The following is a 25,074-nucleotide window of genomic DNA, read 5'->3' on the forward strand; positions in this document are numbered from 1 at the left end:
TCAGTGGCGGAGGATCAGCGTCAGGCCGAGCGCCCCGATCAGCGTGCCGGCGACGCGGTCGATTGCCGTCTTGGCGGCACGATAGCCCCGCCGCATCGGGCCTGTCGCCATCAGAACCGTCACGGCCGCGTAAAAGCAGACCTCGACGGTCAGCGCCACCAGATAGATGATCGCCGCCCCCGCCGTGGACAGGACCGGGAAGATCGTCATGATGACACCGGCGTAAAACAGCGCGGGCTTGGGGTTCGACAGGTTCAGCGCAAGACCCTGCAGGAAGCCGGGGCCGGTGACGGATTCGCCTTCCATCGCCAGCGGGTCGGCGGCGTGGCGCCACATCTGCACGGCGATCCAGATCAGATAAGCGCCGCCCAAGAACCGCAGCACCGTATAGGACTGTGGCAGCACCCGGAACAGCACCGTCAGGCCGAAGAGCGCAAACAGGCACCAGAAGGACGCCCCGATCGCCAGCCCCATCGCATAGGGCATCGACGCCTGCCGCCCGCGGGCGGCGGCCGACCGGCTGGCCGCGATGATCGCGGGGCCGGGCGACAGGATCGCCAGCGCCAGAGTCGCGACGAACAGGCCCAGAGCGGGCAGGGTGATCGCGCCCATCAGCGGCAGGTCATTCCGCGGCCTTGCGCCCCGTCACCGCGTCGATGTCAGGCGCATCCACCGCCTTCATGCCGACGACATGATAGCCCGCATCGACGTGGTGAGTCTCGCCTGTGACGCCCGACCCGAGGTCCGACAGCAGATACAGCGCCGACTTGCCCACGTCCTCGGTCGTGACGTTGCGGCGCAGGGGCGAGTTCAATTCGTTCCATTTCAGGATGTAGCGGAAGTCCCCGATCCCCGAGGCCGCCAGCGTCTTGATCGGCCCCGCCGAGATCGCGTTGACCCGGATGCCGTCCTTGCCCAGATCCTCGGCCAGATAGCGCACCGATGCCTCAAGCGCCGCCTTCGCGACGCCCATGACGTTGTAATGCGGCATCACCCGTTCGGCCCCGTAATAGGTCATGGTCAGGACCGAGCCGCCTGCCGGCATCATCGCCACCGCGCGCTGCGTCACGGCGGTAAAGGAATAGACCGAAATATCCATCGTTGTCAAGAAGTTGTCGCGTGTGGTGTCCACATAGCGGCCTCGCAGCTCCTCCTTGTCGGAAAAGCCGATGGCATGGACGAGGAAATCCAACTGCCCCCAACGCTCGCCCAGCGACGCAAATAGCGCGTCCACCGAGTCCATGTCCGCCACGTCGCAGGGCAGGACGATATCGGACCCAAGCTGGGCGGCCAGCGGCTCGACCCGCTTTTTCAGCGCCTCGCCCTGATAGGAAAAGGCCAGTTCCGCCCCCTGGTCCGCCAGCGCGCGGGCAATGCCCCACGCGATCGACTTGTCATTCGCAAGGCCCATGACAAGGCCCCGCTTTCCCGTCATCAGACCTGCAACCGGGCGCTCGCTTGACATGGATCGTTCCTCACGATTTCAACCTTTGGTGAGGATTAGGGCAAAGCATAAGGGGCATCAAGATGAGCGACCGCAGCGGCATTTTCGCGGGCGACGATCCCTTTGCGATCGCCCGGCGCTGGCTGGACGAGGCCGCGCGGACCGAGCCGAACGACCCCAATGCCATCGCCCTGGCAACGGTCGATGCCGAGGGCCTGCCCGACGCCCGCATGGTGCTGCTGAAGGAGATCGAGACGGGGCCGGACGGCGCCTTTGTCTTCTACACCAATTACGGCAGCGCCAAGGGCCGCCAGATCGCCGAAACCGGCAAGGCGGCCTTCGTCATGCACTGGAAATCCCTGCGCCGTCAGGTCCGCGTTCGCGGCGCCGTCACCCGCGAGGAAGGACCGCAGGCCGACACCTATTACGCCAGCCGGTCACTTGAATCCCGCATCGGCGCCTGGTCCAGCCGGCAGAGCCAGCCGCTGGAGAGCCGAAGCGCCCTGATGGCCGAGGTCGCCCGCCAGGGCCTGCGCCACGGGCTGTCGCCGAAGCGCCCGCCCTTCTGGGGGGGCTTCCGCATTTCCCCTGTCCAGATCGAGTTCTGGGCCGACGGCGCCTTCCGCCTGCACGACCGCTTCCGGTGGACGCGCGGGCAGGGCGGCTGGGACGTGATGCGCCTGCACCCCTGAAGAAGTTGCAACTTCAGGGCGATTGAACCTTGCGGCTGGCTGCGAAGTCCTTGATCCTGCAAATGTGAGAATGGTTTCCCTTGTGGTGATTTTATATTAACCCTTCTGGCGTTCACTGTCGGATCTTCCTTAAGCCATATCTGATGATTCCATCAGCAAAGAGTTAATTTTAACGAGATTTATGATGCGGGATGACAAGACACTGCCTGCCCGGCCAATCAAGGGCCGCGTGAAGTGGTTTGACCCCGCCAAGGGATTCGGTTTCATCGCCGACGCCGAGGGGGGCCCTGACGTCCTTCTGCATGGCAATGTGCTTCGCAGCTTCGGGCAAAGCTCGATCATCGAGGGTTCAGAGGTCGAGGTGCTGGCGGTCCAGACCGCGCGCGGGCGCCAGGCGATCGAGGTGTGTGCCTTGGCGCCGCCGCCGTCGGACGCGCCGCCGCCGATCGCCGAACTCGCGGACATGGATGAGGCCGAGGTCAGGGCGCTGCCGCTGCTGCCGGCGCGCGTCAAGTGGTTCGACCGCAGCAAGGGCTTCGGCTTTGCCAATGTCTTCGGCCGCAAGGGTGACGTCTTCCTGCACATCGAGGTGTTGCGCCGCTTCGGCTTTGCCGATCTCGTTGGTGGCGAGGCGGTCTGCCTGCGGGTCTTCGCCGCCGAGCGCGGCATGGTCGCGGCCGAGGTCGCGGCATGGGAAAAGGCCGTGACCGAGGGCCAGCCCCTCGCCGAATTCCAGGCGGATGCCGAGATGCTGGAAAAGATGCGCAGGCTTTCGGCACCGCCCGCCGATCCGCCGGACCTGCCCAGAAAGGTTCTTCCATGAACCTTGCCCGGACCGCGGCGCTTGCCGTGATGGCGGCCCTCGCCGGCATCGTTGCCGCGCAGGCGGCCGACTGTTCCCCCGGAACCGCGGTCCTGACGACGCCGCAAGGGACCGAAATCCGTGTCGCCGTCGAGATCGCCGACGATCCGGCCGAGCGGGCGCAGGGCCTGATGTGGCGCAAGGATCTGCCCGCCGGACAAGGGATGCTCTTCGTCTACGAAGCCCCGCAGCCGGTCAGCTTCTGGATGAAGAACACGCTGATTCCGCTGGACATCCTGTTCTTCGACGCCCGCGGCGTGCTGCGGCATGTGCATCCGCAGGCCCGTCCCCTGGACCTCGGCTCGATCCCCGGCGCCATGCCGGGCGATCCCGCCCCCGACCGGCTGCTGGTGCTGGAGATCGGCGGGGCGGAAGCTGCGCGCCGGGGGCTGGTTCCCGGCACGGTGCTGAGCCACCCTGCGGTGCCGCAATCCGGCGCTTCCATCCCCTGCGACTGAGCTTTCCGCTTTCGTCCCCCGCGCACCCGGTCTAGAAGACCCTTGGTCCGGGGCGTGGCGCAGCCTGGTAGCGCGACGGTTTTGGGTACCGTAGGCCGGAGGTTCGAATCCTCTCGCCCCGACCAGCACCTGGCTTGTTCCGAAGTGGACCGTTTCGCAGTTTCGTTCCTCGAACGGCCTTTTTGGCGGGTCTTAGCGTCCTTCACCGGCGAGTCATCAGACATGTGCTGAACGCCCGACAGTAGCTTCAAGGATGTGAGAGCGGGAAAGCGCCATGCTTGATTCGCAGGTCATGGTGGTGCCGCAGCGGCAGGCGGCAATACCACGGCCTAAATCAATCTGCTGCAGAGATCCTTCATCTGACGCCGAAGGATCTCAGGATCAGGACGAAACTCGGGGTGCGCTGTCAGGCTAGCGCGAGACGTGCCAGTGTTGCAGGAAGCTCGAGACCGGGCGGATGGATCAGCACTTCGCCAGCAACGCGCTTTGTCTGATCGGAATAAGACCACCTGAGAAAGGCTTCTGATCTGGTTGAGGCAGATGAGGGCACAGCCGAGGAGGACGAAGGCCTCGTGGATGTCGGCGCGGCGTTCGTAACGGATGGTCAGACGCCGGAAGCGGTTGAGCCAGGCAGGCGTTTGTTCGGCGACTCATCGGTGGCGGCCCAGTTTTCGCTGCTGTCCACTGTCTGCCGAGCGATGCGCGGTGGGGTCGCGCAGGCCGGGAATTCGGATCGGCAGCGGCGATTGTCGCAAGCCATGTCGGCGTGAAGCTTGTCGGGGCGCCTTTGCGGTCGACCGCAAGGTGGCGTTTCGTGCCCGGTTTGGCCCGCGATCCCTCGGGCTTGTCCCGTTCCCGGCAGCCACCTTTTCGCCGGCACGGCGGGGCTGTCGAGGGAGGCCCGGCTCCCGTCCGGCTGTCCATCATCCGGCAGGCGCTCCGGCAGCATGCGATGGAGCCCGGCCCGGATGCCGACCGTCGGCCGGTCCTGCAGCCTGCGCCAGCAGGCCATGCCGGAGCAGCCGAACTCGCCGGCAGCATCTGTCCGGGAATGCCGGAGCGGAGCACGAAGATGATGCCCGACAAGGCCAGGCGCCCATCGCAACCGCGCCCGGCCGCCCCCGGGCTGGTCCCGCCGCTTCGGCAGCAGCGGCGCAATCGCCGATCCCAGATCATCGGATACAAGATGCCTGCTCATACCCCCGCAACGCACAAGAGACGGTCTCCAGGTGCTCTAAGAGCATCTAACAAAACCTTCTGATCTGGTTGAGGCAGATGAGGGCGCAGCCGAGGATTACGAAGGCCTCGTGAATGTCGGCGCGTCGCTCATAGCGGATAGTCAGACGGCGGAAGCGGTTGAGCCAGGCAAGCGTTCGTTCGACGACCCAGCGGTGGCAGCCCAACCTCTCGCTGCTGTCCACTGTCCGCCGAGCAATGCGGGGCATGATCGCGCGGGCGCGGCATTCGGACCGGCAACGATGGTTATCGTAAGCCTTGTCGGCGTGGAGCTTGTCGGGGCGCTTGCGCGGGCGGCCGCGACCGTGGCGCACGCCCGGCACGGCGTCGAGGGTGGGCGCCAGCATCAGGCTGTCATGCCGGTTGGCTGGACTCAGGCGCACCCCGAGCGGGGTGCCTCTCCGGTCGACCACAAGATGGCGCTTCGTGTGTTGATTTCCACTCGGAACTGACCCGGGTTTTCCATCGAGAACTGACCCACCCTCAGGTTATGTTTCGTGGGTTAGGCTTGGGTCAAGGCATGGCCGGCCTCCTTGGTTTTCCTGGCTGCTGCGGCTGAGCTTGCCTTGAAGCGGAAGCTGTCGTTTCCGGTCTCCAGGATGTGGCAGCGGTGGGTGAGGCGATCGAGCAGCGCGGTGGTCATTTTGGCATCGCCGAAGACGGTGGCCCATTCGCTGAAGCTCAGGTTGGTGGTGATGACAACGCTGGTGCGCTCATAGAGCTTGCTCAGAAGGTGGAAGAGCAGCGCACCGCCTGAAGCGCTGAACGGCAAGTAGCCCAGTTCGTCCAGGATCACGAGATCGAGCCGGGTCAATCCCTCCGCGATCTGGCCCGCCTTGCCCTTGGTTTTCTCCTGCTCGAGGGCATTGACGAGTTCGATGGTGGAGAAGAAGCGGACCTTCCGGCGGTGGTGTTCGATGGCCTGGATGCCCAGGGCGGTTGCGACATGGGTCTTGCCGGTGCCCGGCCCGCCGATCAGCACGACATTCTGCGCGCCGTCGATGAACTCGCAGCGGTGGAGCTGGCGCACCGTGACCTCGTTGATCTCGCTGGCAGCGAAGTCGAAGCCCGAGAGATCCTTGTAGGCCGGGAAGCGCGCGGCCTTCATGTGATAGGCAATGGAGCGCACTTCGCGTTCCGCCAGTTCGGCCTTCAGCAGCTGGGACAGGATCGGCACGGCTGTCTCGAATGCCGGCGCCCCTGTTCGATCAGGTCGGTGACGGCCTGGGCCATGCCGTGCATCTTCAGGCTGCGGAGCATGATGACGATGGCGCCGCTGGCGGGATCATGACGCATGGCGGTCTCCGATCTGCGCCCGCAGGTCGTCATAGCGTTCGACATTGGCCTTCGGCTCATGGCGCAGGATCAGCGCCTCCGGTGTGTCGATGTTCGGGCCGCCGGTCGTCTTGCCATCGATCAGCCTGTGCAGGAGATTCAACACATGGGTCTTGGTCGCGACGCCTTCGGCCAGGGCCATTTCCACAGCAACCAGCACAGCCTGTTCATCATGCTGCAGGACCAGCGCCAGGATATCGACCATCTCGCGATCGCCACCGGGTCGTCGCAGCATCTGGTCCTGCAACTGTCGGAAGGCCGCGGGCAGTTCCGCGAAGGGCGCACCGTTCCTGAGGGCACCCGGCTTGCGCTGGATGACGGCCAGATAATGCCGCCAGTCATAGATCGTGCGAGGCGGCAGGTGATGGGACCGCTGGATCACCCGCCCATGTTCGCACAGGATCTGTCCCTCGGCGGCAACCACCAGCCGATCCGGGTAGACCCTGAGGCTGACAGGACGGTTGGCAAAGGACGCCGGCACGCTGTAGCGGTTGCGCTCGAAGCTGATCAGGCAGGTGGGGTGAGACACGCTTGCTCCGCTCGACGAAGCCGTCGAAGGCAGGCGGCAGCGGCATCAGCGCGGCCTGTTCTTCGGCCCAGGCGTCGGCGACGGTTCCGGGCAGAACCCCGTGCGGGATCTCGCGCCACAACTCCAGGCAGCGCCGTTCCAGCCAGGCGTTCAGCGCCGCCAGGTCAGGAAAGTTCGGCATCGGCTGCCACAAACGAGGCCGGGCATCCTGAACGTTCTTCTCGACCTGTCCCTTCTCCCATCCCGCGGCAGGATTGCAGAACTCCGGCTCGAAGACATAGTGGTTGGTCATGGCGAGGAAGCGGATGTTGACCTGCCGTTCCTTGCCGCGGCCAACGCGGTCAACCGCTGTCTTCATGTTATCGTAGATGCCGCGACCCGGCACGCCGCCAAAGACGCGGAACCCGTGCCAATGGGCATCGAACAGCATCTCGTGGGTTTGCAGCAGATAGGCCCGAACCAGGAAGGCCCGGCTGTGTGCCAGCTTGATGTGGGCGACCTGAAGCTTCGTGCGCTCCCCGCCCAGAACCGCGTAGTCCTCGCTCCAATCGAACTGGAACGCCTCGCCCGGACGAAAGACCAAGGGGACGAAGGTGCCGCGGCCCGTCGTCTGCTGCTCGCGCTGCCGGTCCATCCGCCATTGCCGGGCGAAGGCCGCGACCCGGCCGTAGGAGCCGGTGAAGCCGAGCGCCACGAGGTCGGCATGGAGTTGCTTCAGCGTCCGGCGCTGCTTGCGTGACTTGCCGGCTTCCGTCTTCAGCCACGCCGCCAGCTTCTCGGAAAACGGATCGAGCTTGCTCGGCCGATCAGGCGTCGCGAACCTCGGCTCGATGGTCCCAGCGCTCAGATACTTCCTGATGGTGTTGCGCGACAGGCCGGTCCGCCGTGCGATCTCCCGGATCGGCAGCTTCTCCCGCAACGCCATGCGTCGGATGATGTTCAAAAGTCCCATGTGGATCACTCCATTACCCCCGCCGCGCTCCGCTTTGGGGAAGGTTCACATGGGTCAGTTCTCAGTGGAAATTACGCCCCTACCCGGGTCAGTTCCGGGTGGAAATCAACAATCCGCCAGCGCAACGAGATCGAGAGTCGGGCAGTTGAACTGCTCAGTGATCACCCCCACTACCAGCTTCTCACGTCAGTGCCTGGCATCGGCCCGATCAATGCGCTAACCATCCTGGCCGAGGCGGGAGACCTGCGCCGCTTCAATCATCACCGGCAATTCCTGAAGTTCTGCGGCATGGATCTGGCCACGGTGCAATCCGGTCTGTTCCGCGGCAGAAGCAGGATCTCGAAGTATGGCAATGCCAGATTGCGGCGGACGCTCTGGATGGCTGGACAGACCGCCGTGCTCCAGCGGGCCAACAGCTTCCGCGACAAGTTCGAGCGCTACATTGCGCAAGACCGCCATAATCCGGACCTCCGTCGCAAGGCCTACACCGCCATCGCCGCGAAGATGGCCCGCACCATTCACGCCGTGATCAAATCCGGCGAACCCTATCGTCCCTTCTTCGAGGGGGCGAGCCCGAGCGGAAGGACCTCTCTCTGGCGAGCCGTGGAGGCAGCGTGCTGACCTCGTAGATAATGTTCGGGCCTTCCGCTTGGGAATTCGGATCTCGTCTTGAGGACGGTGAGGGCGGCGACCGGGCCGACCCTGTGTTTGCTATGGGAGAGACCACTTCTTGACGGCGGAGCCCGCTCGGGCGAACATCTTAAGGGTATCCGGTCGCTCGGATGCCCCGCGATCTGACGCCTCAAGCGGCGATTTGCTCCTGACATAGGACGTTGTCGGTCAGCACCCGGTTGATCCGCATCGGCGCGGCGCGTTCCAGGTCGCGTGAGACAAGCGCCGCGCGTTCGCAGCCGTCTTCGCCGGGTAGACGCGCACGAACACCCAACGGGTGGCGCGGTCGATGGCCACGAACAGGTAGCGCCGCCGGTCCTCGTCGGCCATCTGCGGCAGATGTTTCACGTCGATGTGGAGGTAGCCCGCCGCATAGTCCTTGAAGGGCTTGTGGGCGGGCCTGGGCGCGGCCGGTTTCAGATCGCGCAAGTTGCCGGCGCTATGCCGCCGCAGGCAGCGGTCGAGGCCGGAACGCAAGACATTCGGATTGAGGAACTCGCGCACCACCGAGAGCAGATCGTCGAGCGGCAGCAGCAAGGACTTGCGCAGCGCAACCGCCACCGCCTGCCTCGGGCCGGCGTCAGCGTGGTCTGCAACCGGTGCGGCGTGTGGCTCCGGTCATGGACGCCGTCGCGCTTGCACCATTTCCAGACGGTCTGCCCGGAGATGCCGTAGCGCTCGGCCGCCATCCAAGCCGGCTCCGTGCCCGCCTGGATGGCGGCCCGGATCTTCGGTGTCGTGGTTGCCTGCCTGTGCAGAGAGATCAACAGGCCCGACTCCCGTCCCGGACCTCACCCAGGATCGATCTTGCCATGAACAAGGCGGCCCGGCGACCGTCTATGTGATCATCCGGGATGGAACAGCTACCCGTGAACAGCTACACTGACGGCTGCGAGGCGGCCGTTCTCGATCACCTCTCCGCAACCCGGGCATCAGTACCTAGGCTCCAGCCCCATTGTTTCTGATCCGTGAGCAACCTTTTCTGGCTGTCCGGGGAGGGGCAGGTCAGAGCGCCTGAGGCCTTTCTTTCCGAAGAGCCATGGCAACCCCGGGTCGATGATCGGCGCGTGCTCAGCGGCATGATCTTCGTCAACCGCAATGGCTTGCGATAGTGTGCCGCACCCAAGGGATAGGGTCCGGCGAAGACGCTCTGCAACCGTTGGAAGCGCTGGCGCGACAACCGGGTGTTTGCCCGGATCATTATGGGCCTGGCCACGCAAGGCACCGCGCGCAAGACAATCATGATCGATGCAACCCCTCTGAAGGCGCACCGCACGGCTTCCAGCCTGCGCGCCAAGAAGAGGGGGCGCGGACGCCCGATCGGGCGCAGTTTGAGGGTCGGAAAACGATCCACGAGATCGTTTTCCCGAGAACGGGGGCATGAACACCAGGCTGCCCGCCGTCCCCGACGCCAGGGACCGGCCGATCCGTTTCTTGCTGTCGGCCGGACAGGTGAGCGACTGCATCGGCGCGGCGGCGCTGCTGGGCAGCCTGCCCGAGGCCGGCTGGCTGCCGGCAGATCGAGGACATGATGCAAACTGGCTGAGAGAAGCCTTGAATGGCAAGGGGAGAAAGGTCTGCATCCCCGCTTGGAAGTCCCGAAAGACGACCGTGAAAGACGACAAGCGGCGTTACAAGCGGCGCAACCGGATCGAGATCATGGGCGGCGGCTCAAGGACTGGCCAATCGTCGGGGAAACAGTCCCTCCGACTGTTTCCTGATCCTCCTCATATGCCGCAACTCGATACGACGGCTGCCCGGACACCTTCTTCCCTGCCGTCGACGCATGCGGCGACTTCTGGCCGCAACCCTCCTCTTCTGGCTTTGAAGATCAATGGGGCTGGAGCGGAGATGCAGGATGTCGGCCGCAGCCGCGACAGGCAACAAGGAGGTGATCGCCTTCTGCCAGACCCATCCAAGCGCGGGGGCTGACGAGGATACCCTGCGCGCCCATGCGGCGGTGCGGCTCAGCGCCTACAGGGTGCCTTCGCACATTGTGATCTGCGCCCGGCTACCGGCGGCACCTTCGGGCAAGATCCTCAAGCACAGGCTGTTGGACCATTTCACGGACCAGCCTGACTGAATGCCCCTTAACCCGCCGTCTGTCAAGATCCGAAATCCCGGATCGCCGCGGCCTGCGTCGCGCTGGTCGTTGCCGTGGCGCTGGACTACACCGGCGGGGCGATCCCCGACCTCTGTTGGTGCTGGCCCGGGCGGCGCTGGGAGTGTATTCCCTGCTTAACAGGCGGTGGCTCAACGTCTCAGCCCGTGTCACCTTGACACTGGCCGCCGCTTGCGGGGTCGCGGTACTGGTCCAGGGCATGGGAGTTGGTGTCTGGACGCAGACGCTGGGGCCGGATGGTGTTTCTTGCCGCGCTGCTCGGGCTGCTGGGCGTGTTGCACGCGGTAGCGGCGAACTCTCTGGCGGTGATCGTCGCCGGGCGGTTCCTGACGCGTCAGTCGCCGGCACGCCGCTACGCTGCGCTGACGACGGGCATACCCTCGGCGTCCTGATCAATTTCGGGGCACTGACGATCCTGCTGCACATGGCGCACCGCGCCGCCGAGGAGGCTTCGGGCTACCTTCCCCCCGCGTTTGCGCGATTTGCGGCTGCGGCGGATGATGACGGCGGTCTTGCCCGGGTTCAGCCTGATCGTCTTCTGGTCGCCTTTCGGTCTTGCCGTGAACCCTGCTGCTGCTGGCGCTGCCGGGCTGGCGGATTGGGGTGGTGGCCGTGCCGGATTTCGGCATCACCGGCTGACTGCTGGACCGCCGCCTGCAACCGGCGCGGCCATCCTTGCCGAGCCCTGCGCCCGCGCCGGAAGGCGACGGCGCTGCAGCTTCTGGGACATATCTTCGGCTTGCCGGGGCTGGTCTTCGGACTGAGTTAGGCCAGCCCTCTGAGCGTGCAGGCCGCGCTGGTGGTGATGCTACCGCTTTATGCCACCCTCTGGATGGCGCTGGGCGCGGTCCGGCAGTCGCGCAACCTCGCCAGCGCGCTGGTGGAATACGGCAGCGATGTCGGCCGGGCCTTGGCGGGGATGGCCTCTGAACTGACGGTCTTCGCCTCGGCCGGCATCATGGTCGTGCTGATTCACCAGCTTTTGCCCGGCGGCTCGCAGATGGTCGCCGCCATGGGGTGGGGGCCAGATGCAGTTGCGGCGGTGCCGCTGATGATGGCGGCGCTGTTTCTGTTGTCCTGCGTGGGCATCAATCCCATCATCGTGACCGCGATTCTCGCCTCGACCATGGCTGGGCTGGCAATCCCGGATCTCAGCCAGACCGCCATTGCGCTGTCGCTGGCTGGCGCTTGGGCATCGGTGATGATCTTCTCGCCCTCCCTGACCTTGGTGGCGCTGGCCTCGGGGCTGCCGGCTGTCCGCTGACCATCGTGGGTCCGCGCTGGAACTGGGCCTTCTACCTGCTGGTCTTTGCGATCTGAGCGGCGGCGATGACGGCGATGGGCGCGGCCGGGTGGGTATGACGGGCGGTCATGTGATCCCGCGTATCATGCGTGGGCTGGAGGCGGTCGCCGTCGCCGCCCGCGCCATCCAGGCGGGCGACATCGAGCTTGCGATCGCCTCGGGCGTCGAAAGCATGACCCGCGCGCCTTTCGTGATGCCCAAGGCGGGGGCGGCTTGGTCTCGCGGGAACGAGGTCTTCGACACCACCATCGGCTGGCGCTTCGTAAACCCGAGGATGGCCGCGGACTATGGCACCGGGTCGATGCCCAAGACGGCGCAGAACCTCGCCGACGACTATGGCCTCAGCCGCGCCGACTAGGACGCCGTTGCCCTGCGCTCGCAGGAACGGGCAGCGGCGGCGAAGGCGAATGGGCGGCTCGCGGCGGGGATTCTGCCAGTGACAGTGCAGCTCGGACGCGGCAAGACGGCCGAGGTCGCGCAGACCGGACGTGGCGCGGGAATTTCCGCAGCGCGGGTGCGATCTTCAGCAATAAGGGTGGCCTGCTCCACTGAGGTGGTCCATTTCCAATCCTGGTGCATGACGGGTCTCGGCGCTGTGGTGGGGGGAGCTGGCGAAGCGGTTCGGGGTGGCGGAGCCGGTCCCTGCTGGACCTCGGGGGCCGGCGGCCCAGGGATGGATGCGGGCGTTTCGTGTTGTAATGGCGCCGCCGCGCCTCAATGACGATCCTTGCTTCGGCGCGGCGGGAGAAGATCTTCCCATCGAGCCGCTGGTCGCGGCGTTTCGCGTTGAAGCTCTCGCAGCAGCCAATCGTCCGGGAAACAGTCCCCCGGACTGTTTCCTGATCCTCCGCCATCCCGAGGTGACCCCGGCTCGATGCAGGCCGTGCCGGTGCCGACCGCGGCGATCCCGTCGCGCACCGCCCTGGCCACGAACTCCGGGCCCTTGTCGGACCTGATGTGATCGGGCACGCCGCGTGAGGCATGAACCGGTCCGACAGCACGTCGATGACATCCATCGACCGGCGCCTGCGGCTGATCCGGATGGCCAAGGCATTCCCGGGTGAAATCGTCGATCAGGTCGCGCATGCGGAACCTCCTGCCGTCCCGGGTCCGGGACCCCGGCGAAGTCGCAAGACCAGCCGTGCTCTGGCCGCTCTGGCCGCAGACGAGGCACGATCCGTCGTTGAGCCACAGGCGCGCCCTCCTCGGTTGCCTGTGCGGGACCTTCAGCCCCTCCCGCCGCCGTCGACGCAGGCGTCGACCCTTCCCCCCCCGCTTCACGTCCATCGCCCAGCCCGCGCTGCGGAGCAACGCCGTGATCCGGCGGCAGCCGGAGCGGCCCTGCCGGCGCGTGCGATGATGTCAGCAGTCAGCGCCTCTTCATCGGCCTGCCCGCGCGGCACCTTCCGGCTCGGGTCGAGCGATGCTGCCCGGGCACGCGGCAGGCAAGGCGCTCCGACACCTGGAACGTCTGCCGAACATGCGCGATGCAAGCACGGCGGCGGGCGGGACCTGGAAGTTTCCCGAGGCGTTCGGCCACAGGCCCCACCTCTCAAGATCAGCTTCTCCAGCGTCAGTTCCGACACCGCCTTGCGCAGCCGCCCATTCTCCCTCTCCGGCTCCTTCGCTTGAGCTGGTCGCCCTTCCGCCCGCCGAACTCCTTGCGCCGCCGGGAGCAGGTGAACTGCGTCACCCTGATCGACCGCACCGCCTCGGCCACCGACCGGCCCTGCGACACCAACAGGTCGACCTGCCGGATCTGCGCGCGGCAAGCTCCTCCGGCTTGTGCTTCTTCTGCGCCATCCCTCCGTCATCCAGCTGGCTCGAAAACATGCTTCAGAAAAGGACAACTTTCGGAGGGGCAGGCCAAGCACTGCAGCGCGATCTCGCGCACCGGCGCCTCAACGCCGCTTCTTCAAATCGGATGTTTCCCCGAGCTTTCAATCCCGCAGGCAAGTGCATTCGGAACCGGGCGCCGGGGCAAGCAAGTGGCCACCCTTCTCCCGCCTGTCCACGCGGACCGCCGTCGTCGGCCTCACTGCTGTCGGCCTGTCACCGTGGCGGTTGCCGATCATCTTCTCGCCCGGAAGGCCGAGCGCGACAATCTTCCCGCTGAGAACTTCCTGAACGTGACTGGCGTCTGTCTCCACTATATGGAGCGCGGTACAAGAGCGCCTGTGGTCCTGCTGCATGGCAACGGCAGCATGATCTGGGACTTGGCGACAAGCGGCATCATCGAGCTTGCGGCCCGGAAGCATCGGGTGATCGTTCTCGACCGGCCGGGCTACGGGCACAGCGAGCGCCCGCGGAACAGGATCCGGACAGCCGAGGCGCAGGCCGACCTGATCCATGACGCGCCTGCGCAACTCGGCATCGAGCGTGCGACGGTTCTCGGCCATTCCTGGAGGTTGCCTGGCCGCGTTGCCCTTGCCCTCAAATATCCCGATCTGGTTGGAGGGCTCGTGCTGGCGTCAGGCTGCTACTGGCTCTGCGTGGCGGCTCCGGCGGTGGGCGACGTCATCCGCCATACGATCTCGCGGTCCCGAGCCGACTGACAAGGCCACTCCTGATGCGGAAGATCTTCGGGCCCCGGCCGGTGCCGACGAAGTTCGCGGGGTTTCCGGAGGCCATGGCCATCCGTCCCTCACAACTCTGGGCAAGCACCGCGGAGTCGGCCCTGATGGTTCCGGATGCTCTTGCGGCCCAGGACACCTGCGCCCTGCTCAAGATGCCGGTCGCCATCGTGGCAGGCGCTGAGGACCGTCCTGTCGATGCGGAAGATCAGTCAGTCCGGCTGCACGAGGATACCCCGCACAGCAGCGTTCATTGTGTCCCCGGCGCGGGCCACATGATCCATCAGACAAAAGCCGCAGCAGTCATGTCCGTGATCGGGAAGGTGACTTCGCCGGTCGGTCAAGCCGCCCGGGCAAAGGCTCTCTGTGCAGGGAGGAAGGACGACCTACTTCTGCCGTGCCTTGCGATCGGCATAGCGCCGGTCGCGGTCGGCCTTGCGTGCATCCTCGTCCTTGATGACCTGGGCGATCAGGCTGTCAGCCTTCTCACGCGCGGCAATCCTGGCCCGGGCGGCGACAGCGGCGGCTTCCTGATAAGCGGCCGCCTCGGCCTCGACGCGCGTTTGCTCCTCCTGCTGCGCACGGGCCTCTGTCTTCAGCCGATCCCGCTCTTCACGCCGTTCGTCCCGCGCAGCAGCGATCGCGAGAAGCTCCTCTTGCCTCGCGATGCGTGTGGGTTCGGCGGCCTCCCTCGTGGCCCGATAGGCCCGAAGGAGCGCGGCCTTCGCATCGGCAGCAGCACTGCGACGGTCGGCGAGATCGTTGGTCTTGGTGGTTCTCAAACTTGTATCCTGTCTGAAGTGTTGTCGGCCTGAAAGTCAGGCCGCTGTCATGGCTTCTGCGGCACGGAAGCTGCCCGGGCGCGGTCTTCGAATTCCCTGGCGAGGCGCGCCGTCCTGAGCCGCAGGGTCTTCTCTCGGCGAGCCTCGGCCACAGCGTCGAGTTCATCGACAGCGCGCTCCCTTGCCCGGAAATGCGACTGGGTCTTGGCAAAGGCGATCTCGGCCTGCTGGCGCGGTCGGCTGTGGGTCGGTGTCATTGCAGTTCAACTCCCAGGAGTGACGTCATGACGCAGCGCGGCACGGTTCCGGCAGAAGAGGGCGTCGGCGCCGAGATCACCCAAGACTAACCTGCAGGACCGACTTGCGCCGATTTTCAAGGCAACGCTCCACCATCCCTTGGGCAGCCTGCTGCGTCTCACCCATTTGATGGCAATTGTACAGGATCAACTGCGCAACTTCCTCGTCCGTTCTGCCAAGGTCTTTTCGCACGGATATTCCTTTCAGGATCTGGGGGCGGCGTGCAGGGCCAAGCGCCTCTGGATTGCACGCCGTCGGCTTCAAGGGAACAGGCTCGCCATCCAGACCAACATAGCCAATCCGGCAAGCGCCTACGTTTATGACCTCAGTCAGCAAGTCTCTTGGAATGCAAGCTGAATCTGAGCGTCGTTCGCCTGATCTGCTCTTGTTCTGAGGGATTCCTGAGAGGAGCAACAAACATTCAGATAAGGCTTGTCGGATCACGCATGTCGTCTTCACAAACCTGCGCATAAAAGATTGAAATGGGGGAATATCGCTTCCCTTACGGCAAGGCAGTCCGGGAATGTCGTCCAGTTCGGATCTGGGTGCCCCATCACGCAGCGATGGCTCGCGCAGTCTGACCCACATGGGTTGCGGGCACGAACCCCGCCGTCCTTGCCGCCGAGATGAAGGCCCGGCGCGCGGTGCCGACAGATGCCATGCAGTCCATGGCCGCTTCCACTTGGTGGAGCGCACGATCACGGGCGTGGTCGGCGACCGGCCATTTCTTCAGCAACCAGTATTGGGCCTGTTCGGCCGTGGTGATGTCCTGGATGTCGCCGTGGGGCGACATGACAAAGGACAGGGGCTTGCCCCAGTTAATTTCGATCAACGTCGTGTTCTTTCGTGGAGAGGCGAATACCGGCGCACCGCAATGCAAGCCGGTTCGTGGGGAAGGAGGGCCTGCCCGAGAGCGGCCCAGCCTTCATGATTTCGCAGATTGTCGCTCAGGCGAGAACGAGGTTCGTCGCCGACTCGCGCCCGTTGCGGTCTCGCTCCAGGTCGAACGAAAGCGCCTGGCCGTCATCCAGCTGGTGAATGCCGGCACGTTCGAGCGCGGAGACGTGGACGAAGACATCCTTCGAGCCGCTTTCGGGCTGGATGAAGCCGAAGCCCTTGGTGGAGTTGAACCATTTTACGGTGCCATTGGCCATCGTGATATTCCTTTTATCTGTGCCGCTCACATGATGCAGCGTCCCGGCAAAGCTGAAGATCGAGAGCTGAGCCGGAAGGAACAGGTTCGAAAAAGAGTATTGCTGAACTCATATGAGGGTGCGCCGCCTATCTTGCAAGTGGCAGCACGGATTTCATTGCATCCCACTCCATGCAAGAGGCAGGCGTTCCCGTCCGACTGGTGTTGATGCTGCACGGCTGCACCCAAGGTCCGGACCACTTCTCCTACAGGACCGACATGAACCGCGACGCCGAAGGCCATGGACTGATCCCTGGTTTATCCCCATCCGGTGTAGGCCCCATAACCCCAAGGATGCTGGAACTCTGACCTTGGCCCGAGGGCCAGCATGCCGAGACAGCGAAGCTGCACTGCCGGCAGTGCTGACCCGCGCAGTCGCGACCGGGTTCACGGTTTGCCCGGATACAATCTTCGCCGCCGGCCTGTCGGCCGAAGGCGCGATGACCGCGACCCACCCGAGCCTGCTTGCGGTGGCCATCCGATCGCGGGGAGGTCGGAGATGGCACAACCGGATGAAGAAAGACGGAACGAGCTTCTCGGCCGCGTGCTTGCGCCAAAGCAAGGCACGGCTAGTCGAGATACACCGTCATCCTGTTTGCCGACCAGATCGGGAAGGGTGCTTGCGTCGTCCTCGCCGTGGGCCGGCGCTGGCCCTTACTGCAGTCAATACAGGAAGACGCAGATCATCTCGGCGCAGGCTTCCGGTGGAGGGAATCTCGCGCTGCCGCGCCGTATCCTGGTGAAGGAGAGCAAAAACAACCTCGACGAGCCATGCCGGGCACTCCCATGATGCATTGCCCGCGCCCAGAGCCCGCTTGTGCCGCACTCGTGCCTTGCCGGGGCGAGAGGCTCGCCTTAGAGGATGCGGCACAGGAAAAACGCCGTGCGGGCCTATGGTCATTCGTGGCTCAAGCTCGAGGGCGTTGATGATGACATCTTCCGACGACACGCCGACCATGCAGGTCCGCTCGGCCAAGGACTGGGTCCGGGTCCTGGCGAAGTATCGCGAGCCCTCCACGCGCCGCAGCATCCTTGAACTCCTTGTCACTCTGGTGCCATTTGCCCTGCTCTGGGGTCTGGCCTGGGCGTCGATGTCGATCAGCTACTGGCTGACGCTCGGCCTCTCGATCCTGAACGGATTGTTCCTTGTGCGGATATTCTGCATCCAGCATGACTGCGGCCATGCCTCGTTCTTTCACAGCCGCAAGGTTCAGGATTGGGTGGGCCGGTGCCTGGGGGTGCTGACACTGACGCCCTACGACGTCTGGCGCCGGACCCATGCCCTTCACCACGCGCAGCACGGCAATCTCGACCAGCGCGGCATTGGTGATGTGCTGACGTTGACGGTGGCCGAATACCAGGCGCGGAGCCGCCTCGGCAGGCTGATGTATCGCCTTTACCGTCACCCGATCGTGCTGTTCGGGCTGGGGCCGAGTTACCTGTTCCTGCTGCAGAACCGCTTGCCGCTTGGCCTGATGACGGCCGGCCGGCGCTACTGGATGTCGGCCATGGGCACGAATGCCATGCTCGCGCTCATTCTTGCGGCGATGATCTGGCTGGGCGGGCTGGCGCCGGTGGTCCTGATCTATCTTCCCACGGTTGTCGTCGCCGCCACGATCGGGATGTGGCTGTTCTACGTCCAGCACCAGTTCGAGGAGACCCACTGGGCTGGAAACGACGACTGGCAACTGCACGAGGCGGCGCTGGCAGGGTCCTCGCATTACGTGCTGCCTGCGCCGTTGCGCTGGGTATCGGCAAATATCGGCATTCACCATGTCCACCATCTCTACAGCCGCATTCCCTTCTATCGGCTGCCGGAGATCCTGCGCGACCATGCCGAACTTGCGGCAGCCCAGCGGTTGACGCCCCGGGAAAGCCTGCGCTCGGTGAACCTGCATCTGTGGGACGAGAAGCTGAAGCGCCTGACGTCGTTCCGAGAGGCACGCCAGCGCTACGGCGCTGCATAGGGTTCGGCTGCTTCAAGGGCCTCCAATAGCCGCGATCCTGATGGGACGTGGTCCGGGCGGCTGGTCGGGATAAGCAACGGCAGCCTGCTTGCCCTGACGCCATGCTCCGTTCTCAGTTTCCGTCCCGCACCCCGATCCAGATCGTGTGGCGGTTGCCGCGCTTGCCCCTGCTGGCGCGAACCGTATGCGTCGCCACCTCGAACCCGCAGCGCGAAAGCCGCTGCGAGAAGACCGGGGCCGGTGCGGCGGACCAGACCGCGAGCACGCCCTTGGGCCCCAGCGCCCGGTGCGCCGCTTTCAGCCCGCCTTCGCTGTAAAGGGCATCATTGCCGGGGCGGGTCAGGCCGTCGGGCCCATTGTCGACGTCCAGCAAGGTGGCGTCGAAGCTGCTCGCGGCCTCGCGGATGATGGCGCCGACATCCCGTGTCTCGACCTCGACCCGCGGGTCCGACAGACACTCTCCGAAGACGGCTCCCATGTGCTGCCCTGCCCAGCCGACGAGTTCAGGCACGATCTCCGAAACGACTAGCCGGGCACCGGGCGGCGAGACTGATAAAGCCGCTCGCAGGGTGAAGCCCATACCCAGCCCGCCGATCAGCACGCGCGGCGCGGGCCGGCCGGCCAAGCGTTCCAGCGCCAGCGTCGCCAGCGCCTCCTCCGAGTGGCCGAGCCGGCTGTTCATCAACTCGTTGCCACCCTGCAGCCGGATCGAGAACTCGTCGCCCCGACGCAGCAGCCGGAGCCTGTCTCCGCCAGGCGCAGTTGCCGTCGCCAGTTCTATCCAGGGAAGCATGCGGACAATCCTGTTCCTTGAGCCGCCCTGCGGCCTGTCTGCTTGAGGCAGGCAGTTGAAGGGCCATGTGCCTCTGGCATATTCCGAACTCCCTCTCAGTCCCTTTCTGCAGCGACCGAGGTCTTCCCAAACTTCGGCAAACGCCCAGCGTGTTGATCCGGTCCGGTATAGAAGGCGCAAGAGTTCAGGACCGCAAGTCGCTGCATCCACGAACGTCCGGTTCCGGGAAGCTGCATTGCGGCAAACTCTTGAGAGCAGGTGGCGGCTCTGGGCCGACCAGCACGCAAGGCGCCCCTCGGCGGAGCGGCTACAGGTCGATCCCCTCCGAGAGGGTCAGCGCATCCTCAATGTCGATGCCAAGGTAGCGGACCGTGCTGTCCATCTTCGTATGTTCCAGCAGCAACTGGACTGCGCGGAGGTTCCCTGTCTTGTAAATCTGCACCACCTTGGTCCGGCGCATGGAATGCGTACCGCAGGCGCGAACCGGGGCCTTCCAACGCGGCACAAGCAAGTGCCACGCCCCGCGTCTGGGGCAGTCGTCACGCGGGACGCTGGCGACAACGGGGCCGGAGGCAGCGGGATGTTGCTTCCGGCCCCGATCTGCTTTCTTCCGCAGCGTTTCAGCGTGGGCGGGTATCTGGGCTGGCAGCCGAAAATCCGGCTTGCTGACTCGCTGTTTTCAAACTCTGAAATGGCGGAGGGGAGAGGCCTGACGTCGAACCTTCTCTTGTGGATGCCGCCCTCATTTGCAAGGAATTTCTGAACCTTAGACATGTGATCGAGTGCGGACTCTTGTCAGGCCTGTTAGCGCGGCCTGATAGATGCCGCTGGCCGAGATGGAGATGCGCGGACCGGGGCCAAATCTCCAACAGCGAGCTCGAAGCTCTGAGAAGGTTTCTGGTTTGCCCAACCCGGATCATGTCGATCATTTGCCCATTCGGATCATGCCTTCCTCACAACTCTGCGTTCCGTTTTCGCGTTTTGATGCCGGATCAGGCAGCGCTGGCGATCACCGGATCGCGATAGTCTTCACCGCGCGTGAGCATCGCCCAGAGGCCGCGCGCCATCTTGTTGGCCAGTGCGAAGGCCGCGACCATCGGCGGCTTGCGTTCCAACATGCGCTCAAGCCAGGGGTTTTGCGGTGCGCCACGGCGCAGGGCCCAGCGGATCACGGCCATCGCGCCGGTGATCAGCAGACGGCGAATGTCGCGCTGGCCCATCTTCGAGGTTTTTCCAAGCCGCTGCTTGCCGCCGGTCGACGCCTGTCGTGGCACGAGCCCAAGCCAAGCTGCAAAGTCGCGGCCGCGTTTGAACTGCGCCATCGGCGGCGCGAAGGTCTCGACGGCCAAGGCGCTGATCGGACCCACACCCGGCATGGTCTGCAGGCGGCGAGATGTCTCGCCTTCCCTGGCAATCGCGTCGATCCTCTTTTTCATGACATTTATCCGGGCGGTCAGATGCGCGACCTGGTCCAGCAGTTCACTACAGATTTCCCGGGCGAGCGGCGGCAAATCGGAGTTTGCGTCCTTGATGAGGGCGTCGAGGCGCGGAAGATAGCCGATCCCCTCGGGCGCGATGAAGCCGAACTCGTACAGGTGCGACCGCAGCGCATTGACCGCTTCCGTGCGCTGTTTCACGAACTGCTCGCGGGTGCGGAACAGGATAGAGCGCGATTGCTGGTCGCTGGTCTTCGGCTCGACATAGCGCATGGTCGGGCGCAGCGCCGCTTCCACGATCGCCTCCGCGTCCGCCGCGTCGTTTTTCTGCCGTTTGATGAACGGCTTGACATAGCGCGGTGCGATCAGTTTCACCTCATGGCCGACCCGCACCAGTTCCCGCGCCCAGTGATGCGCACCACCGCAGGCCTCCATCACCACGAGGCATTGCGGATGCTCCGCCATGAAGCGCTGGAATTGCGGGCGCGACAGCTTCTTGCGAAACATGACCGAACCATCCGCGGCCGCGCCGTGCAGCTGGAACACGTTCTTTGCAAGGTCGACGCCGATGATGCTAATTTCCTTCATGGATGCCCTCTTGTTTCTCTTGTGACTTCAGCATCACAAGCTTGGCGCATTGCGACGCCGTAGGGGAGAGAGCGGCATCCACCCCATCTCCACTGATCAGCGGCATGTGCAAGCGAGGCCAGACACGGTGGTGAACGGATCATCGTGATGTCCGCGGACCTGCCACGCTATCGCGAAGCAGGATCAATTCAGCAGTGGCGGCGTTGATGTCCACAAGCCTAGTGCATCAGGGCCAACACCGCAGAGGAGGGACCCTCGCATTGCGAAGTTTTTCATCGGTGATCATGTCAGCTGGAACTCCGAGGCTGGCCGGGTCAGCGGTCGGATCGTCAGGGTCCATCACGAGGATTTCGACTGCAAGGGGCACTGCCACCGCGCCTCGAAGGACGATCCCCAATACGAGATCGCGAGCGACAGGACTGACCACGTCGCGGCCCACAAGGAAGGCGCGTTGACGAAGATCGGCTGATGGTCGCGCAGTTCACCACAATCGGGCATTCCGACCGCAGCCTCGCGGAATTCCTGAGCATGCTGCGCTCTGCCGGGGTCCGCCTGCTCGTCGATGTGCGGGCGTTTCCCCGGTCGCGGCGCAATCCCGAATACAACATCGACCGGCTTCCAGACGATCTCGCGCGGGTGCAGATCGGCTATTGCCACTGTCCCGCCTTGGGCGGGCGGCGGCCGAAGCAGCCTGAGGTGGACCCCGGTCTCAATGCCTTGTGGCGTGTGCAGAGTTTCCACAACTACGCCGATTACGCGCTGGGGCCGGAGTTCGCCGGAGCCTTCGAGGAACTCGTGCGCTTGGGACGAGAGCAGCGGCTGGCGCTGATGTGTTCGGAGGCGGTCTGGTGGCGATGTCATCGCCGCATCATCGCCGACCATCTGCTGCTGAACGGCCATGCCGTGGACCACCTGATGGGACCGGGCCAGATCGTCTCCGCCACGCTCACGCCCGGCACGCAAAGGACCGCAGCAGGAAAAGCGGTCTATCCCCCCGAACCGGCCGGCTGAGGTTGTCTGCACCTTCGCGCCTCGGTGGTGATGCACGGCAAGTTCACGTGCACAGGCTGCGCGGGTCAGACCGCCGCGGGCGATTCACGCCTGCCTGCGGTTCTGCGCACGCTCGATCAGCTGGCGTGAGGCGGTGAAATCATGGGGCTATACGACGAGCGGGCAGATGGCACGAGCGAGGTGGACCCTCACGCCTTCCGGCATTGTCTCAATCTCGTGTCGCAGTTGCGAGGCGATCAGCAGCGTCACGGCATGCAGCATCCGTGCGATCCCGCCGCATAGCGGCTCGGTCAGGGCGCAGGCATAGCCGGTGGGAAGCACGATGATCTGCGCGGCGTCCAGCCCGGCGGTAACACGCAGCGGCGTGTTCCCGGCGATCGCTCCGTCCGTCAGCTGGAGGCCATCGATGGTGACCGGCGGAAATATTCCGGGCATGGCTGAACCGGCGAGGATTGCCTCCACTGCCGGCCCTGCGAAAAGCCGCACGCTCGCGCCTTGCTGATCGGTCGCCATGACACGCAACGGCAGCAGGGCCTCCCTTGATCCGGAGAAAGGGGAGATAGGCTTTCAGCACGTGCCGCAGATGGGCCGGATCGACAATGCTGCCCGACTGGCGCAAGCTCCCGAGCAGGCCCGAGGGCGACAGCGGGAAGATGTCGGATCGGCGCAACCCGCACCAGATTCGTGCCAGCCGCTCCACGTCGGCGAGGAGTGGCGCCCCCGCGAAATAGGCGGCATTAAGCGCGCCCACGGAGGAGCCGAGGACGAAATCGGGCCTCAGCCCTGCTTCCGTCAGCGCCAGAAGCATCCCGACCTGGATGGCCCGAGGCTGCCGCCACCAGCCAGGACAAAGGCGGTTCTCGGCCGCTCGCTCATCAGCAGGAGCAGCCAGCAGGACGCCACCCCGGTTCAAGGACCCCGAAATCGCGACCGATGAGGGTTCCATCGACAACTGTGCAATGCTTGCGATGGCTGCCGCTGCCGCGGCGTCTGACAGTGTCACTGTCGTTCATCGCTCCTCCTTCGCAGCGTCTCGTTGCACAGGCCCAGACAGGGGGGCGGACCAGCACGGTCGTGCTTTCAGCATGGCCACCACGCGGTCCGCCATGTGGGCGCAACGGTCACCGGCGAATGGAAAGATCGTCTCGAACCCGCCCTTGATCCGGTCGGCGATAATCCGCCGCAGACGGTGGCGGGCACGCATCAGCCGCGTCTTGACAGTGCCGAGCGGCAGCGACAGGTCGCGGGCGATGTCGCCCAGGCTCAGCCCGACCGCCTCGTGCATCAGGAACACCAGCCGGAGGTCGGGCGGCAGCTCGCCCACGGCAGCCTCGATCAGGGCGCGGGTCTGCATCCGGCCGAGGATCGCTTCTATCGGCTGGGGGTCGGTGCCGGGAAACAGCAGCACCTCGGCACTGCGGACCACGGGTTCGTTCACCGTGTCGTATTCCTGCCGTGCCTGCTGTTTGCGCAGCCGCATAGCCGCGCAGTTCAGCGTGATGCGGGTGATCCAGGTCGAGAACCGGGCCGCGTCGCGGAAGCCGTCCAGGTGGGTGAAGGCGGCCAGCCAGGCATCCTGCACGACCTCCTCGGCCTCGGCGTCGCTGGGCATCAGCCCACGCGCGATGCGGAACAGGCGCCCGTTCAGTCGCCGGATCAGTTCCCGCACGGCGGCCTCGTCGTGCAGCCGGGCAGCCGCCACCAGAGCAGCCTCGGACGATTGCCGCTCGGCACGGAGGGACACCGACCTCTCAGGTTCGCTCATGTCCAGCCTCTTTCTGGGGGCATCACTGCCCCACGCTCGAGAATAACGCCGACCGGCGGGAAGCCGGCCAGCGCCGCTTTGGGAAGATCGCCCGCGTCGAGCGCCGGACCCTGCCACCGGGGATCGCGGTCCGGCCGCCCGACCACGATCCGCGCCACCATGCCGGCATGTTCATGCGGCTGGCAGTAGAGATCATAAACCCCCGGCGCGGTCAGCGTGACCTCGAACTCCTCGCCGGGCAGCAGCAGGTCGCTGTCCCAGGGCCGGGCGGCATCGGGGATGCGCCGCGGCCGGTCCAGGATGTCGGGGTGATAGGCCGTCGCGGTGTGGCTGTTGCCCGCATCTCGGTTCACGAAACGGATCGTCGCGCCCGGCGTGACGGCAAGGCCCACCGGCACGAACCAGACCTGCTCGCCCCGCGGAGTACCCTTCATCTCGACCGGCAGCGGCCCTGCCGCGATGGCCAGGCGGGGCCGCACCTGGGCGGCCAACAACATGGCCGCCCCCCCGATGATCAGCTTTCGGCGGTTCATGGTCATTCCGCCAGCCGCGCCTTGGCATCCTTGTCGTGGTAGAGCACGACATGGGCATGCGGCTTTTCCACACCGGGATGGCCGGCGTTGTAATAGATATCGACCGAAGTGACGGTGCCGCTGCCGACCGCGAGGTCGTTGAAGGCAGTGCCGCCTTCCAGATCCTCAATGGGAACCATGTAGATCGTGGCCGACAGCTTGCCGTCATGATCATAGCCGAGGAAGGGTCCGGCAGGCAGATTGGTAGGGTCTACATAGAGGGTTCCGAGACCAGGCAGGAAATCCGGCAGCGTGACGAGGTCGCTGACCTTCTGGAAGGGGGCGGCAGGGGGCGCGGTTCCGCTGGCCGTCTGGGCGGCTGCCGGAAGTGGCAGGGTGCCGAGAATCATGGACGCTGCGAGAGCGGGGAGGGACCGGAACATGGGATGACCTTTCGGTTTGCGGGCCGGATCAGCCCGGCCTCATTCCATTGGATGCAGCCTCGCCGGAAAGGTTCGCATCGGCATGGCTCGTGCGCTCAGATCCACGCGTT

The 25,074-nt window shown here is 65.1% G+C and carries 22 protein-coding genes, 1 tRNA gene and 11 pseudogenes; 14 read left to right on the plus strand and 20 right to left on the minus strand.

Annotated features, from left to right (window positions below):
* Together JGR78_RS02775 and fabI are read right to left on the minus strand one after the other, a co-directional pair.
* Positions 1 to 612, minus strand: coding sequence for a LysE family translocator (locus tag JGR78_RS02775; protein ID WP_182791351.1), 612 nt, complete (start codon positions 610 to 612; stop codon positions 1 to 3).
* A gap of 10 nt (positions 613 to 622) precedes the next feature.
* The gene (gene fabI, locus JGR78_RS02780; RefSeq protein WP_182791350.1) at positions 623 to 1,465 is read right to left on the minus strand and encodes an enoyl-ACP reductase FabI; all 843 of its coding nucleotides are present in this window, start codon (positions 1,463 to 1,465) and stop codon (positions 623 to 625) included.
* A 62-nt stretch (positions 1,466 to 1,527) separates the two neighbouring features.
* Here fabI and pdxH point away from each other — a divergent pair, with 62 nt between their 5' ends.
* From pdxH to JGR78_RS02800, 4 genes are all read left to right on the plus strand, one after another.
* Positions 1,528 to 2,136 carry a pyridoxamine 5'-phosphate oxidase gene (gene pdxH, locus JGR78_RS02785; protein WP_182791349.1) on the plus strand — a complete coding sequence of 203 codons (609 nt, stop codon included), beginning with the start codon at positions 1,528 to 1,530 and terminating at the stop codon, positions 2,134 to 2,136.
* 229 nt (positions 2,137 to 2,365) lie between these two features.
* Entirely contained in the window at positions 2,366 to 2,959 is a 594-nt protein-coding gene (locus JGR78_RS02790) for a cold shock protein (protein ID WP_234450839.1), read from the plus strand.
* Complete coding sequence (locus JGR78_RS02795; protein ID WP_182791348.1) at positions 2,956 to 3,456, plus strand: DUF192 domain-containing protein; 501 nt, start codon at positions 2,956 to 2,958, stop codon at positions 3,454 to 3,456. The genes JGR78_RS02790 and JGR78_RS02795 overlap by 4 nt, the downstream gene beginning before the upstream one ends.
* A 48-nt stretch (positions 3,457 to 3,504) precedes the next feature.
* Positions 3,505 to 3,581 (plus strand) — tRNA-Pro (locus JGR78_RS02800).
* A gap of 396 nt (positions 3,582 to 3,977) precedes the next feature.
* Here JGR78_RS02800 and JGR78_RS02805 read toward each other — a convergent pair.
* The 4 pseudogenes from JGR78_RS02805 to istA form a co-directional block, all read right to left on the minus strand.
* Positions 3,978 to 4,654, minus strand: a pseudogene (locus JGR78_RS02805) (transposase); the annotation flags it as partial.
* Between the two features lie 46 nt (positions 4,655 to 4,700).
* Positions 4,701 to 5,126: pseudogene (locus JGR78_RS02810) on the minus strand (IS5 family transposase); the annotation flags it as partial.
* Between the two features lie 68 nt (positions 5,127 to 5,194).
* A pseudogene (gene istB / locus JGR78_RS02815) lies at positions 5,195 to 5,988 on the minus strand (IS21-like element helper ATPase IstB).
* Positions 5,978 to 7,508: pseudogene (gene istA / locus JGR78_RS02820) on the minus strand (IS21 family transposase). The pseudogenes istB and istA overlap by 11 nt, the downstream one beginning before the upstream one ends.
* Positions 7,509 to 7,610: 102 nt before the next feature.
* Here istA and JGR78_RS02825 point away from each other — a divergent pair.
* Positions 7,611 to 8,129: pseudogene (locus JGR78_RS02825) on the plus strand (transposase); the annotation flags it as partial.
* Positions 8,130 to 8,340: 211 nt separating this feature from the next.
* Here the strand turns inward: JGR78_RS02825 and JGR78_RS02830 are convergent.
* Positions 8,341 to 8,950, minus strand: a pseudogene (locus JGR78_RS02830) (IS481 family transposase); the annotation flags it as partial.
* A gap of 198 nt (positions 8,951 to 9,148) precedes the next feature.
* Between JGR78_RS02830 and JGR78_RS02835 the strand changes: the two are divergent.
* The 5 genes and pseudogenes from JGR78_RS02835 to JGR78_RS02855 form a co-directional block, all read left to right on the plus strand.
* Positions 9,149 to 10,008, plus strand: a pseudogene (locus tag JGR78_RS02835) (IS5 family transposase).
* A gap of 30 nt (positions 10,009 to 10,038) precedes the next feature.
* Positions 10,039 to 10,263, plus strand: a complete 225-nt coding sequence (locus JGR78_RS02840; protein WP_220495120.1) for a hypothetical protein — start codon at positions 10,039 to 10,041, stop codon at positions 10,261 to 10,263.
* A 248-nt stretch (positions 10,264 to 10,511) separates the two neighbouring features.
* Positions 10,512 to 10,694, plus strand: a complete 183-nt coding sequence (locus JGR78_RS02845) for a hypothetical protein (RefSeq protein ID WP_182793871.1) — start codon at positions 10,512 to 10,514, stop codon at positions 10,692 to 10,694.
* Positions 10,695 to 11,101: 407 nt separating this feature from the next.
* Complete coding sequence (locus JGR78_RS02850) at positions 11,102 to 11,566, plus strand: hypothetical protein (protein WP_182793870.1); 465 nt, start codon at positions 11,102 to 11,104, stop codon at positions 11,564 to 11,566.
* A 130-nt stretch (positions 11,567 to 11,696) separates the two neighbouring features.
* Positions 11,697 to 12,065 (plus strand): annotated as a pseudogene (locus JGR78_RS02855) (3-oxoadipyl-CoA thiolase); the annotation flags it as partial.
* A gap of 113 nt (positions 12,066 to 12,178) precedes the next feature.
* Here the strand turns inward: JGR78_RS02855 and JGR78_RS02860 are convergent.
* Positions 12,179 to 13,408 (minus strand): annotated as a pseudogene (locus JGR78_RS02860) (IS3 family transposase); the annotation flags it as partial.
* A gap of 254 nt (positions 13,409 to 13,662) precedes the next feature.
* Here JGR78_RS02860 and JGR78_RS02865 point away from each other — a divergent pair.
* On the plus strand, positions 13,663 to 14,160 hold the full coding sequence (locus tag JGR78_RS02865) for an alpha/beta fold hydrolase (RefSeq protein ID WP_200559385.1): 498 nt from the start codon (positions 13,663 to 13,665) through the stop codon (positions 14,158 to 14,160).
* 404 nt (positions 14,161 to 14,564) lie between these two features.
* On the opposite strand, the gene JGR78_RS02870 is transcribed toward JGR78_RS02865, so the two are convergent.
* The 4 genes from JGR78_RS02870 to JGR78_RS02885 form a co-directional block, all read right to left on the minus strand.
* Positions 14,565 to 14,960, minus strand: a complete 396-nt coding sequence (locus JGR78_RS02870; protein WP_182793919.1) for a DUF6481 family protein — start codon at positions 14,958 to 14,960, stop codon at positions 14,565 to 14,567.
* Between the two features lie 47 nt (positions 14,961 to 15,007).
* Complete coding sequence (locus tag JGR78_RS02875; RefSeq protein WP_182793917.1) at positions 15,008 to 15,217, minus strand: hypothetical protein; 210 nt, start codon at positions 15,215 to 15,217, stop codon at positions 15,008 to 15,010.
* A 593-nt stretch (positions 15,218 to 15,810) separates the two neighbouring features.
* Positions 15,811 to 16,089, minus strand: coding sequence for a DUF982 domain-containing protein (locus JGR78_RS02880; protein ID WP_234450840.1), 279 nt, complete (start codon positions 16,087 to 16,089; stop codon positions 15,811 to 15,813).
* A gap of 115 nt (positions 16,090 to 16,204) precedes the next feature.
* Positions 16,205 to 16,411, minus strand: coding sequence for a cold-shock protein (locus JGR78_RS02885; RefSeq protein ID WP_182793913.1), 207 nt, complete (start codon positions 16,409 to 16,411; stop codon positions 16,205 to 16,207).
* Between the two features lie 967 nt (positions 16,412 to 17,378).
* On the opposite strand from JGR78_RS02885, the gene JGR78_RS02895 reads away from it, so the two are divergent.
* Positions 17,379 to 18,416 (plus strand): fatty acid desaturase, encoded by a 1,038-nt coding sequence (locus JGR78_RS02895; protein WP_182793885.1) that lies wholly within the window; start codon positions 17,379 to 17,381, stop codon positions 18,414 to 18,416.
* 112 nt (positions 18,417 to 18,528) lie between these two features.
* On the opposite strand, the gene JGR78_RS02900 is transcribed toward JGR78_RS02895, so the two are convergent.
* The 3 genes and pseudogenes from JGR78_RS02900 to JGR78_RS02910 all read right to left on the minus strand — a co-directional run bounded on the left by JGR78_RS02900 (position 18,529) and on the right by JGR78_RS02910 (position 21,233).
* Entirely contained in the window at positions 18,529 to 19,209 is a 681-nt protein-coding gene (locus JGR78_RS02900) for a spermidine synthase (RefSeq protein ID WP_182806147.1), read from the minus strand.
* A 307-nt stretch (positions 19,210 to 19,516) separates the two neighbouring features.
* A pseudogene (locus JGR78_RS02905) lies at positions 19,517 to 19,687 on the minus strand (integrase); the annotation flags it as partial.
* A 514-nt stretch (positions 19,688 to 20,201) separates the two neighbouring features.
* On the minus strand, positions 20,202 to 21,233 hold the full coding sequence (locus tag JGR78_RS02910) for an IS110 family transposase (protein WP_182793966.1): 1,032 nt from the start codon (positions 21,231 to 21,233) through the stop codon (positions 20,202 to 20,204).
* A 274-nt stretch (positions 21,234 to 21,507) separates the two neighbouring features.
* Between JGR78_RS02910 and JGR78_RS02915 the strand changes: the two genes are divergently transcribed.
* Complete coding sequence (locus JGR78_RS02915) at positions 21,508 to 21,702, plus strand: DUF2945 domain-containing protein (RefSeq protein ID WP_371816676.1); 195 nt, start codon at positions 21,508 to 21,510, stop codon at positions 21,700 to 21,702.
* Entirely contained in the window at positions 21,702 to 22,244 is a 543-nt protein-coding gene (locus JGR78_RS02920) for a DUF488 family protein (protein ID WP_182793719.1), read from the plus strand. The genes JGR78_RS02915 and JGR78_RS02920 overlap by 1 nt, the downstream gene beginning before the upstream one ends.
* A 147-nt stretch (positions 22,245 to 22,391) precedes the next feature.
* Here the strand turns inward: JGR78_RS02920 and JGR78_RS02925 are convergent, their stop codons facing one another.
* The 5 genes and pseudogenes from JGR78_RS02925 to JGR78_RS02945 form a co-directional block, all read right to left on the minus strand.
* Positions 22,392 to 22,757 carry a patatin-like phospholipase family protein gene (locus tag JGR78_RS02925; RefSeq protein ID WP_200559417.1) on the minus strand — a complete coding sequence of 122 codons (366 nt, stop codon included), beginning with the start codon at positions 22,755 to 22,757 and terminating at the stop codon, positions 22,392 to 22,394.
* Between the two features lie 31 nt (positions 22,758 to 22,788).
* A pseudogene (locus JGR78_RS18550) lies at positions 22,789 to 23,190 on the minus strand (patatin-like phospholipase family protein); the annotation flags it as partial.
* 63 nt (positions 23,191 to 23,253) lie between these two features.
* Positions 23,254 to 24,009 carry an RNA polymerase sigma factor gene (locus tag JGR78_RS02935; RefSeq protein ID WP_182806070.1) on the minus strand — a complete coding sequence of 252 codons (756 nt, stop codon included), beginning with the start codon at positions 24,007 to 24,009 and terminating at the stop codon, positions 23,254 to 23,256.
* Positions 24,006 to 24,542 (minus strand): plastocyanin/azurin family copper-binding protein, encoded by a 537-nt coding sequence (locus JGR78_RS02940; RefSeq protein ID WP_200559418.1) that lies wholly within the window; start codon positions 24,540 to 24,542, stop codon positions 24,006 to 24,008. Before JGR78_RS02940 ends, JGR78_RS02935 begins: the two co-directional genes overlap by 4 nt.
* 2 nt (positions 24,543 to 24,544) lie before the next feature.
* Entirely contained in the window at positions 24,545 to 24,964 is a 420-nt protein-coding gene (locus tag JGR78_RS02945) for a hypothetical protein (protein WP_234450841.1), read from the minus strand.
* Between the last annotated feature and the right edge of the window lie 110 nt (positions 24,965 to 25,074).

Source organism: Paracoccus sp. MC1862, from assembly GCF_016617715.1.
Classification (GTDB): Bacteria; Pseudomonadota; Alphaproteobacteria; order Rhodobacterales; family Rhodobacteraceae; genus Paracoccus.

Bases quoted from the DNA above. Each gene is read 5' to 3' on its own strand.
- JGR78_RS02775 (WP_182791351.1), bottom strand. From the start codon at position 612: ATGGGCGCGATCACCCTGCCCGCTCTGGGCCTGTTCGTCGCGACTCTG.
- fabI (WP_182791350.1), bottom strand. From the start codon at position 1,465: ATGTCAAGCGAGCGCCCGGTTGCAGGTCTGATGACGGGAAAGCGGGGC.
- pdxH (WP_182791349.1), top strand. From the start codon at position 1,528: ATGAGCGACCGCAGCGGCATTTTCGCGGGCGACGATCCCTTTGCGATC.
- JGR78_RS02795 (WP_182791348.1), top strand. From the start codon at position 2,956: ATGAACCTTGCCCGGACCGCGGCGCTTGCCGTGATGGCGGCCCTCGCC.
- JGR78_RS02840 (WP_220495120.1), top strand. From the start codon at position 10,039: ATGTCGGCCGCAGCCGCGACAGGCAACAAGGAGGTGATCGCCTTCTGC.
- JGR78_RS02875 (WP_182793917.1), bottom strand. From the start codon at position 15,217: ATGACACCGACCCACAGCCGACCGCGCCAGCAGGCCGAGATCGCCTTT.
- JGR78_RS02885 (WP_182793913.1), bottom strand. From the start codon at position 16,411: ATGGCCAATGGCACCGTAAAATGGTTCAACTCCACCAAGGGCTTCGGC.
- JGR78_RS02895 (WP_182793885.1), top strand. From the start codon at position 17,379: ATGACATCTTCCGACGACACGCCGACCATGCAGGTCCGCTCGGCCAAG.
- JGR78_RS02900 (WP_182806147.1), bottom strand. From the start codon at position 19,209: ATGCTTCCCTGGATAGAACTGGCGACGGCAACTGCGCCTGGCGGAGAC.
- JGR78_RS02910 (WP_182793966.1), bottom strand. From the start codon at position 21,233: ATGAAGGAAATTAGCATCATCGGCGTCGACCTTGCAAAGAACGTGTTC.
- JGR78_RS02920 (WP_182793719.1), top strand. From the start codon at position 21,702: ATGGTCGCGCAGTTCACCACAATCGGGCATTCCGACCGCAGCCTCGCG.
- JGR78_RS02925 (WP_200559417.1), bottom strand. From the start codon at position 22,757: ATGGCGACCGATCAGCAAGGCGCGAGCGTGCGGCTTTTCGCAGGGCCG.
- JGR78_RS02935 (WP_182806070.1), bottom strand. From the start codon at position 24,009: ATGAGCGAACCTGAGAGGTCGGTGTCCCTCCGTGCCGAGCGGCAATCG.
- JGR78_RS02940 (WP_200559418.1), bottom strand. From the start codon at position 24,542: ATGAACCGCCGAAAGCTGATCATCGGGGGGGCGGCCATGTTGTTGGCC.
- JGR78_RS02945 (WP_234450841.1), bottom strand. From the start codon at position 24,964: ATGTTCCGGTCCCTCCCCGCTCTCGCAGCGTCCATGATTCTCGGCACC.